At 70.7% G+C, this 10,532-nt stretch carries 8 protein-coding genes; 5 read left to right on the top strand and 3 right to left on the bottom strand.

Features of this window, described 5'->3' with window-relative positions:
- The first annotated feature begins 267 nt into the window (after window positions 1-267).
- Window positions 268-2,142, top strand: a complete 1,875-nt coding sequence (locus MXD58_RS11475; RefSeq protein WP_248840011.1) for a transketolase — start codon at window positions 268-270, stop codon at window positions 2,140-2,142.
- A gap of 310 nt (window positions 2,143-2,452) precedes the next feature.
- On the opposite strand, the gene MXD58_RS11470 is transcribed toward MXD58_RS11475, so the two are convergent.
- Together MXD58_RS11470 and MXD58_RS11465 are read right to left on the bottom strand one after the other, a co-directional pair.
- Window positions 2,453-2,992, bottom strand: a complete 540-nt coding sequence (locus MXD58_RS11470) for a PH domain-containing protein (RefSeq protein ID WP_248840010.1) — start codon at window positions 2,990-2,992, stop codon at window positions 2,453-2,455.
- Between the two features lie 40 nt (window positions 2,993-3,032).
- Window positions 3,033-3,188 carry a hypothetical protein gene (locus MXD58_RS11465; RefSeq protein ID WP_248819348.1) on the bottom strand — a complete coding sequence of 52 codons (156 nt, stop codon included), beginning with the start codon at window positions 3,186-3,188 and terminating at the stop codon, window positions 3,033-3,035.
- Window positions 3,189-3,282: 94 nt separating this feature from the next.
- Between MXD58_RS11465 and MXD58_RS11460 the strand changes: the two genes are divergently transcribed.
- The 4 genes from MXD58_RS11460 to MXD58_RS11445 all read left to right on the top strand — a co-directional run bounded on the left by MXD58_RS11460 (window position 3,283) and on the right by MXD58_RS11445 (window position 9,268).
- Complete coding sequence (locus tag MXD58_RS11460; protein WP_250609298.1) at window positions 3,283-4,545, top strand: deoxyguanosinetriphosphate triphosphohydrolase; 1,263 nt, start codon at window positions 3,283-3,285, stop codon at window positions 4,543-4,545.
- Between the two features lie 424 nt (window positions 4,546-4,969).
- Entirely contained in the window at window positions 4,970-6,856 is a 1,887-nt protein-coding gene (dnaG, locus tag MXD58_RS11455) for a DNA primase (protein WP_248840008.1), read from the top strand.
- Window positions 6,857-6,896: 40 nt separating this feature from the next.
- Window positions 6,897-8,075 carry an RNA polymerase sigma factor gene (locus MXD58_RS11450; protein WP_248820594.1) on the top strand — a complete coding sequence of 393 codons (1,179 nt, stop codon included), beginning with the start codon at window positions 6,897-6,899 and terminating at the stop codon, window positions 8,073-8,075.
- A gap of 164 nt (window positions 8,076-8,239) precedes the next feature.
- Entirely contained in the window at window positions 8,240-9,268 is a 1,029-nt protein-coding gene (locus MXD58_RS11445; RefSeq protein ID WP_248840007.1) for a class I SAM-dependent methyltransferase, read from the top strand.
- An 87-nt stretch (window positions 9,269-9,355) separates the two neighbouring features.
- Here MXD58_RS11445 and MXD58_RS11440 read toward each other — a convergent pair.
- The coding region (locus MXD58_RS11440) for a glycosyltransferase (protein ID WP_308301945.1) at window positions 9,356-10,532 on the bottom strand (1,177 nt) is incomplete at its 5' end.

Genomic DNA, 10,532 nt, shown 5'->3' with positions numbered 1-10,532 from the left:
GCGCAACCGCCGGCTCGCGGGCGGCCCACCGGCGCGGACGCCGACGCCGATGGCGGGATCGGCCGCGTCGCCGCCGCGGCCGATCCGGGTGAGTCACGAGTGTGACCTATGTGGGATCCAATCGACCCTCTTCGGTGCTCACCCGCGCTGGTACGGTTCGGTTCGCCGGGCGAAAGGGTAGTGCGACAGGCGGCGGCGATGCAACCGGCGGAGACGGGCACGCGACGCGTGTGACAACACCCTGCGGATCACAATAAGGAGACTGGTGTGGCAACTCCCGTATCCGAAAGCGCGGTCGGGACGGCTGATCTGAAGACGGTCCGCGAACTCGCGGCCCAGCTGCGCGTCGACTCGGTGCGCAGCAGCACGTCGGCTGGCTCCGGACATCCCACTTCATCGATGTCCGCGGCGGACGTGCTGGCCGTGCTGGTCGCGCGGCACCTGCGCTATGACTGGGACAATCCCGAGGACCCGGCGAACGACCACCTCATCTTCTCGAAGGGGCATGCCTCCCCGCTGCTCTACTCGGTCTACAAGGCCGTCGGGGTCGTCAGCGACCACGAGCTGATGAACGGCTACCGCCGGTTCGGCGAGCGCCTGCAGGGGCACCCGACCCCGATCCTGCCGTGGGTCGACGTCGCCACCGGCTCGCTCGGCCAGGGCCTACCGGACGCCGTCGGCGTCGCGATCGCCGGCAAGTACCTCGACAAGTCGCCGTATCGCGTCTGGGTGCTGTGCGGCGACAGTGAGATGGCCGAGGGCTCGATCTGGGAGGCCCTCGACAAGGCCGCCTACTACAAGCTGTCGAACCTCGTCGCGATCGTCGACGTCAACCGGCTCGGCCAGCGCGGACCGACCGAGTTCGGCTGGGACATGGACCGCTACGCCAAGCGAGTCGAGGCGTTCGGTGCCCGTGCGGTCGTCATCGACGGCCACGACGTGGACGCCATCGATGCCGCCCTCGCCGACGCCGAGGACGCCTCCCGCCCGACGGTCATCCTCGCTCGCACCCGTAAGGGCGAGGGCTTCTCGGAGATCGCCGACCACGAAGGCTGGCACGGCAAGCCGCTGCCCGCCGACATGGCCGAGCGCGCCATCGCCGAGCTCGGCGGTGAGCGTGACCTTCGCGTGCGCGGCCCGGTCCCGGCGGCGGACCAGCCCAGGCCGGAGCCGATCCAGCGCCCCGCGATCACCCTGCCCCGCTACGAGCTGGGCGCCAAGGTGGCCACCCGGCGGGCCTACGGGCAGGCGCTCGCGGCGCTCGGCGCCCGTACCGACGTCGTCGCCCTGGACGCCGAGGTCAGCAACTCGACGTACGCCGAGGACTTCGCCAAGGCCTACCCGGACCGCTTCTTCGAGATCTTCATCGCCGAGCAGCAGCTCGTCGCCACGGCCGTCGGGCTGTCGGTGCGCGGCTACGTGCCGTTCGCGTCGACATTCGCGGCGTTCTTCTCCCGGGCCTACGACTTCATCCGGATGGCCGCGATCTCCCAGGTCGACATCCGGCTGGCCGGCAGCCACGCCGGCGTGGAGATCGGTGCGGACGGCCCGTCGCAGATGGCGCTGGAGGACCTCGCGATGATGCGGGCCGTCGGCGGTTCCACGGTGCTGTACCCGAGCGACGCGACGTCCGCCGCGGCGCTCCTCGAGGCGATGGCCGACCTGTCCGGTGTGAGTTATATGCGCACGACCCGCGGTGCCTACCCGGTTCTCTACGGCCCGGACGAGCCGTTCGCGCCCGGCGGGTCGAAGGTGCTGCGCCGTTCGGATGGCGACACCGTCACGCTCATCGGTGCCGGTGTGACCCTGCACGAATCCCTGGCCGCGGCCGACACGCTGGCCGCCGAGGGAGTCGCCGCACGGGTGATCGACCTCTACTCGGTCAAGCCGGTGGACGCCGCGACCCTGCTGGAGGCCGCCCGGGCCACCGGCGGGAAGATCGTCGTGACGGAGGACCACTACCCCGAGGGCGGGCTCGCCGGCGCGGTGCTCTCCGCGCTCGACGACAGCGGCCTTGCGCTGAACGTCCGCCACCTCGCGGTGCGGTCGCTGCCTGGTTCCGGCACGCCGACCGAGCTGCTCGACGCCGCCGGCATCTCGGCGAAGCACATCGTCGACGCCGCGCGCGACCTGCTGCGCTGAGCGCGGCGGGACAGCACGCCTGACAGACCAGGAGGGGCCGGGGAGCGGATGCTCCCCGGCCCCTCCTGGCGTTCGGTGCGGATGGTGCTCTGTGACGCGATGGTGCTCTGTGACGCGGATGGTGCTCTGTGACGCGATGGTGCTGTAACCCGGATGGGTGCTCTCTGGTGAACGCGCTGTGGCGGGGTGCTGCCCAGCGGCGGGAGAATGCGCTCGTGCGGGGTGGTGCTCTGTAGCGGGGTGGTGCTCTGTAGCAGGGTGGTTCAGTGCCGGCCACCGTGTCCCGCCGGTGGCCGGGCGGCTGAGCGGGTCAGTCGTCGCCCGCGGGAGACGGCGCTCCACCGAAGGTCATGTCGACCAGGGTGAGGTAGAGCCGGTCCGGTCGGGGCAGGAACTGGATCTTCGACAGCGCCTGGTCCTGACCGGCCGACTCGACCACGAACTCGCCGTAGCCGAGCAGGCGACCGAGGGGATCTCGGTTGTAGGTCAGGTCCGTGATCTTCGACAGCGGCATCGTCTGGACCTTCCGGAAGAAGATCCCGGACACCTTCAGCAGCCGCTTGTCGGTGATCATCAGATGATCGAACTGCCAGTCCGCGACCTTCCAGAGCATCCGGAGGATCATGACGAGCGCGAAGTACCACAGCAGCGTGTTGATGAAGCCCGCGTCAACGTCCTGGGCGGCGAACAGGATGTTCGCCACCAAGGCGAGCAGCACGGCACCCAGCGTCTGCAGGAACACGGGTAGCAGGACGGCCCAGTGCAGCCGCACCATCATCACCAGGCGCTCCTGGGATGCCAGGTACTTGGCGTCGCGCTGCGCCGGATCCGGAAGCTGGAGTCTCACCACTCTGGCAGTGTCCCAGACATCCGGGCCGCCCGGACAGGGATCACAATGCGGTGTCGGTGACGAACTGGGACACGCCATCGGCCCAGGACTGCAACCATCCAAACACGCGGTCGATGATGCTGGCCGCACTGTTGGGTGCGGTTACCACGAAGAAGATGACGAACGCGATCGCGCCATACTTGATGATCTTGTCCACGGCGGGCCTCCGGGCCGATTGGTGAGGGGTGCGCACAAAGTATCGTCGCTGCGATCCGCCGAGGTCCCCGAATCGCGCCGATACGCTCAAGCTCGTGGTCGCTGAGTGGTATGACGCCTTGGACATCGTCCGTCGGGTTGATGAACGTCCGAAGGCTACACCGCAGTCGCGCAGCCCGTTTGCCCGGGATCGAGCGCGGGTGCTGCACTCCAGCGCGTTGCGTCGGCTTGCCGGAAAGACGCAGGTCGTGGGCCCGCTCGACGACGACTTCCCGCGTACGCGGCTGACGCACTCGCTGGAGACGGCGCAGGTCGGGCGGGAGCTGGCCGCGGAGCTCGGGGCCGACCCCGACCTCGTCGACGCGGCGTGCCTCGCCCATGACCTGGGCCATCCCCCTTTTGGGCATAACGGTGAGCAGGCGCTGGACACGGCAGCCGCCGCGTGCGGCGGTTTCGAGGGAAACGCCCAGAGCCTGCGCGAGCTGACGAGACTGGAAACCAAGATCGTCGACGTCGACGGGAGCAGCGCGGGGCTCAACCTGACCCGCGCGACCCTCGACGCGGCGACCAAGTACCCCTGGGCCCGCGGCCGCGGGCCCGACCCGGCCACCTCGAAGTACGGCGCCTACCTCGACGACCTGCCCGTCCTCGCCTGGCTGCGGGCGGACGCGCCACCCGGGCGGCGCTGCTTCGAGGCGCAGATCATGAACTGGGCCGACGACGTCGCCTACTCGGTCCACGACCTGGAGGACGGCGTCGTCGCCGGACACATCGAACTGGCCGCCCTCGACGACCCGGGCCACCGCGAGGACCTGGCCGCCGCGACGGCGCTGCGGTTCCCGGAATCCTCCGCCGCGGCGGTCGCCGCCGCCCTGGACGCCCTGCGCGCCCAGCCCTGGTGGATTCGCTCGGAGATCACCTCCGCACGCGGCCAGGCGGCGCTGCGGGCGATGACGAGCGAACTCATCGCCAGGTTCTCCCGGGCCGCCGTGCGCGCCACCCGCGAGCGTCACCCGACCGGCCCGACGCGGCGCTACGGCGCGGACCTGGCGGTGGATCCGGCCACCGTGGCCGAGTGCGCGGCGCTGAAGGGCGTCACCGCCTGGTACGTCATGGAGCGACCGGGGGCACGGGCGCGCCAGGCCCGCCAGCGGGAGGTCATCGGCGAGCTCGTGGAACTGGTCCTGCGCGGTGCGCCCCGGGCCCTGGACCCGTCGCTGCGGACGGCCTTCGCCGCCGCGGCGGACGACGCTGGCCGGCTACGAGTGGTCATTGACCAGGTCGCCCGGTTGACCGACGCCAGCGCTGAGCGGCGCCACGCCACACTGCGTGGTCGGCCGTTGCCCCGGGTCCTGTGACGATCCCGTGACGGTTCGCGCCCTGGCGACTGCCGCCCCGGCGACGCGGTGGGAGTCGAAAGGTTGCGTCGCGTTCCGGCGTCGGTGTGCCCCCGCCTCCCCCGCCCGGGGGAGGCCCGCGTCCCTGGGTCCGGGCGGCTTCGCGGCCCCGTGCGCGACGCTGCCGAACCGGACGGGATCGCAGGTCGCGGCCGGTGTCCCCAACATTCCCGTGGCATGATCCGTACTGTCGCGCTTACGACACGTACCATCGCACCGGTAGGACCGATGTGCGGGGCGCCATGTGCGTGGCCGCCGACCTCGGTCGGGGGTTCCGGCGGCAGCGTTCCGAAGATCGGTCAAGTGGGTATGACCTGGCACACGACTGGTGGGCGATCTGCCCCGGGTGAGGTACCTCGCCCGGCACGGACGAGGGGAGGGGCGGATGGCCGGACGCATCCGTGACGCCGATGTCGCCCTGGTCCGGGAGCGCTCGCCGATTGCGGACGTCGTCTCCGAACACGTCCAGCTTCGTCCCGCCGGGCGCAACGAGCTGGTCGGGCTGTGCCCGTTCCACGAGGAGAAGTCACCTTCCTTCTACGTCAACGTCGCCACCGGCCTGTTCCACTGCTTCGGCTGTCAGCAGGGCGGCGACGTCTACTCCTTCGTCCGGGAGATCGACGGGCTGAGCTTCCGGGAGGCCGCCGAGCGGCTGTCCCGCCGGGCTGGCGTCACGTTGACCTTCGAGGGCGGCGGTACCACCGACCGCACCGTCAGCAGCCAGCGCCAGCGGCTGCTCGAGGCGCACCGGATCGCGGCCGAGTTCTACGCCGAGCAGCTCACCAGCCATCCCGACGCCCGAGCCGGCTGGGATTTCCTGACCGCCCGCGGGTTCGACCTGGAGGCCGCCCGGCGCTTCGGCGTCGGCTACGCGCCGACCGGCTGGGACGCGCTGACCCGCCAGCTGCTGGCCCGCCGCTTCACCGGCGAGGAACTGGTGCTCGGCGGGCTGTCGAAGCAGGGCTCCCGGGGTGGCCTGATCGACCGGTTCCACCACCGTCTCATGTGGCCGATCCGGGACCTGGCCGGCGAGGTCGTCGGTTTCGGCGGACGCCTGCTCGCCGCCGACGGAACGCCCAACGCGGGCCCGAAGTACCTCAACTCGCCCGAGACGCCGCTGTTCAAGAAGGCGACCCTGCTCTACGGTGCCGAGCTGGCTCGCCGTGACATCGCCCGGCGTTACCAGGTCGTCGTGGTCGAAGGTTATACCGACGTCATGGCCTGCCACCTGGCCGGCGTGACCACCGCCGTGGCCACCTGTGGCACCGCCTTCGGTCCCGAGCACGTCGGCGTCGTGCGCCGGCTACTGATGGACTCGGACGAGCGGCGCGGGGAGGTCATCTTCACCTTCGATGGTGACGCCGCCGGGCAGAAGGCGGCCATGCGCGCCTTCGAGCACGAGGAGCGCTTCGCCACGCAGACCTTCGTCGCGGTCGAGCCCGCCGGTCTTGATCCCTGCGAGCTGTGGATGCGCGGCGGCGACACGGCCGTGCGTGACCTCGTCGCCCGCCGCGTCCCGCTGGTGGAGTTCGCCCTGCGCGGCGTGCTCGGCCGGTATGACCTCGACACCACCGAGGGCCGGCTCGCGGCACTGGACGCGGCCGCCCCGCTGGTCGGCCGGATCAAGGACGCCGGCCTGCGGCAGCGCTACGCCGTGAATCTGGACCGCTGGCTCGGTTTCCTCGACGAGAAGTTCGTCGCGGCACGGGTCGCGGAGCACCGGGACCGCCCGGCCGCGGGCACCGCCGCCGTCGCCTCCGCGTTCGGCCCGCGTCGCGCCGGTACCGTCGACCCGGTCGCCGTGGTCGAGCGGGAGGCACTCAAGCTCGCCGTCCAGTTTCCGGGACTTGCTGGTCCGATGTTCGACACGCTGGCCCCGGAGATGTTCACTGTTCCCGCGCACCGCACGGTCCGCGAGCTGATCGCGCGTCTCGGCGGTGCCAGCGGGGGTCTGGCGAGGGCCGGCGGCCTGGCCGCCTGGGTGGCCGAGGTGTCGGCGGCGGCGACGGAGGAGGAGCTGCGCCGCTTCGTCACCGCCCTGGCCGTGGAAAGGGTGTTGTGCGATCGCGATGTTGATGATCGTTATGTCGACGAGCAGATGTCACGCATACAGGAGTTGCATGTGACACGTCGGATCACCGACCTGAAGTCGCGGGTGCAGCGGCTCAACCCGGTGGCCGACGCCGAGGCCTTCAACCGTGCCTACGGTGAGCTGATCGCTTTGGAACAGCACAAGCGTCAACTCCGGGAGCGGGGCGTAGGTGCCGCGTAACCAGGGTCGATCCCGAGAAGGAAGTGACGAGATTCCGCCCATGAGTCCTACCGTCCTACCCCGCGAAGCCCAGGTGGACGAGGTCAAGGACCTCATCACCAGGGGCAAGGAGATCGGTTTCCTCACCACCGAGGACGTCTCGGTCGCCATTCAGGCGGCGGAGCTGCCCCCGGAGCAGGCCGAGACGGTCCTGCAGGTGCTCAATGATGAGGGCATCGAGGTGCTGGAGGCGGGGGGTGAAAGCCCCGACGAGGCAGATCTCCTCGCCCGGCGCCGCCGCGAGGAGGAGGAGCTTGCGCTCAAGGCGCCGACCTCCGACCCGGTACGTATGTACCTCAAGGAGATCGGTAAGGTCCCGCTGCTCACCGCGGAGGAGGAGGTCGACCTCGCCAAGCGGATCGAGGCCGGTCTGTTCGCCTCCGAGAAGCTCGCGGTGGCGACGAAGAAGACCTCCCCGCAGATGCGGCGGGATCTCGAAGCGATCGAGCGCGACGGTCAGATCGCCAAGCGCAAGCTGGTCGAGGCCAACCTGCGCCTGGTCGTCTCGATCGCGAAGCGCTACGTCGGCCGCGGCATGCTGTTCCTGGACCTCATCCAGGAGGGCAACCTCGGTCTGATCCGCGCGGTCGAGAAGTTCGACTACACCAAGGGCTACAAGTTCTCGACCTACGCCACGTGGTGGATCCGGCAGGCGATCACCCGCGCCATCGCCGACCAGGCGCGCACGATCCGCATCCCCGTGCACATGGTCGAGACGATCAACAAGCTGATCCGCATCCAGCGCCAGCTCCTGCAGGACCTCGGCCGTGAGCCGAGCCCGGAGGAGATCGCCAAGGAGATGGATCTGACTCCGGACAAGGTCCGGGAGATCCTCAAGGTCTCCCAGGAGCCGGTCTCGCTGGAGACGCCGATCGGTGAGGAGGAGGACTCGCACCTCGGTGACTTCATCGAGGACTGCGACGCGGTCGTCCCCGTCGACGCGGCGAGCTTCATCCTCCTGCAGGAGCAGCTCGACTCGGTGCTGCACACCCTCTCCGACCGGGAGAAGAAGGTCATCCAGCTCCGCTTCGGCCTCACGGACGGTCACCCGCGGACGCTGGAGGAAGTCGGACGAGAGTTCGGCGTCACCCGGGAGCGGATTCGGCAGATCGAGTCCAAGACCCTGTCGAAGCTGCGCCACCCGTCCCGATCGCAGAAGCTGCGCGACTACCTGGAATAGAAGAGCCGGCGCGACCACCCTGGTCGTTGACCCTGGGTGTTCGTATTCATACTCTTGGTTAATGCTGGGCCTCCTCGCCTTCGATCTCTGTGGTTGATCGAAGGGTGCCGGTCCGGCGCGCGGCGACACGTTCGGTGTCGCCCGCGGTCGAGAGGATGGCGGGCATGGCTGGCAGGGGATCCACCGTCGAGCGTCGGTTCCGATCCCTGGCGGGGTTCGCGATGGCCGCGGCCGGCGCGCAGAACTTCCTCGGCGCCCGGTGGGTGCCGGCGGTACTCGCCGTGACCCCGGCCCGGCGCCGTCCCCAGATGGCGCTGCGCCTGCTTGCCCTGAGTCCGCACTATTTCCAGCCGGGTGAGCACGACCGCGACGCGGCGGCCGAGCGCAACCGGCGTTCTCGGCAGACGCTCGCCCAGGATCTTCTCGGGCGATACCTGCGTGCGGACGACGACGTCCTCGACGTGGGCTGCGGCCCCGGCTACCTGGCCGCCGCCGTGGCGCCGCGCGTCCACGCGGTGACCGCCGTCGATGTGTCTCGGGGTGTGCTGGCCTGCGCGCGGGTGCTGAACCCGGCACCAAACCTGGAGTACCTCACCGTCGAGGAGTTCCGCCGCACCGGTCGGGACGTCGACGTCGTCTACTCCATCGCCGTCGTGCAGCATCTCACCGACGAGGTGTTCGCGCGGGCGCTGCGTGACTGGCACGCGGCGTTGCGGCCGGGCGGGCGGCTGCTCGTCCATGTGGTCGTCGATGACCCGGCCTGGCGCACCGAGGCGCAGTGGCGCGCCGAGCGCGGGCTCGCCGGCCGAGCGAAGATGCGCTTCGCGCTGAACTGCTTCGGCCGCAGCAGCGAGCAGGTCCGCCGGCTCGCCACCGACGCCGGCTTCGGCGAGCTCGATCTGGCTCCGCTGTCCGCGATGGTCGACGTCGATGACGATGTGGTCGGCCAGCACCTGCTCGTGGGCCGCCGGCTCGATGTGGCAGCGGCGGCCCCGACGCCCTCACGCGGCCTTGCCGTCGGCGCGCCCGTCCAGCCGCGACCGGTTGGCCGTCTCGCCTCGGAAGAGGCCGGGGCCGGCCCTGCCGCTTATGATCAGACAGCTTATGATCATGTTGACCTCGACCACGTGGGACTGGAGCGGGTTGGTCCGGACCCGGCCGTGCGGTCGGCGGACGCCGAGCGCGCGCGCTGACACCCGTCCGCTGCCCCGCCCGAGTGCACGGCGGCTCGGCCTCGGGTGAATCTTCACCTCACCCAGCCGAAGATCCATCAAAGTCGCCTAGCGGCCGACGCCGAGCAGAAGATCGAAGTAGGGGCCGCGGGCGAACAGGCCGCTCTGGTCCGCCTTGAGATCCATCGCCAGCGCGCCGTGCAGCGCGGCGGCGATCTCCGCGGCGTTCTCCCGCTGGTAGCCAGCGAGCGCCGGCCCGGCGATCTCGCGGTTGTGGGGGCTGTCCAGCGCGACCACGGGCACGCCCATCATCCGGCCCTCGGCCAGCGGATAGCCGAAGGACTCCAGTACCGATGGGAAGTAGATCGCGTCGCAGCGAGCCATCAGCCCGGCGACGGTGGACGGGAGATGCCGGCCGCCGATGAGCCGCAGGCGGGGATGGCGCGCCACCGCCGGGTCCTCGATCTGCTCGGCGCTGCCGGTGACGGTCAGGGTGGCGTCGATGTGGTGCGGCGGGGCGGCGAGGATGTCCAACGCGGCGAGTCCCGCCCGTAGCCGCCCGGTCATCTGCTTCTGCGGCAGGATGATCAGCGGGCAGAGGAAGTCGACGACCCGCGGGCCGTCGCCCCGTTCCCGGCGTTCGTCGGCGCGGGCCGCGAGCACCGCCGGGTCCGGCGGGGTCACCGGGTTGAACGCCACGACCACCCGGTCGCGCAGTGCCGGGGCGACGCGGCACACCCGCTCGGCCATGCTCGTTGAGGGGACGAACAGGCGGTCGGCCCGGCGCATCGCCGACCACACCACCGGGACCTGCGCGTGCACGGCGGGACTGATCCGTCGGCCGAGCTCGCGGGCCTCGTCCCAGCCGAGGAACTGCTGGGCGCCGTGCAGCAGGACGTTGCGCTCCCGGCCGGCGGTCACGAACGAGACGCTGTTCAACGCCAGGGCCAGGGTCCGCTCGCGCCGACGGTCATCGGCGAACTCCCGGCGCAGCAGCCAGGTCAGCGTCAGCGGCCGGTCGCGGCCGATCACCCGCGGTCGCGGGCGGTCCAGGTCCCGTAGGTAGAGATCGAACTCGTCCAGCAGGCGTTTGGCGCCGCCGACGCGCGCACCGGCGCAGTCGACGAGAACGCCGCCCTCGTTCGTCCTGGAACTGTTCGTCCTGGGGGCGGCTGTGCCGGGGTCGGGGGTCACGGCGTCGGCGAGGGGTCGGCGGCCACACGGGAGCGGCCGCGGGCGGCGGGCGGCGCCGGCCTGGGAACCGGGAGCTCGGCGGGGCCGGTGG

The organism is Frankia sp. AgKG'84/4, assembly GCF_023242965.2.
Lineage (GTDB): Bacteria > Actinomycetota > Actinomycetes > Frankiales > Frankiaceae > Frankia.
The sequence above is the reverse complement of the archived record's forward strand: the minus strand, read 5'-3'. Positions and strand labels throughout refer to the sequence as shown.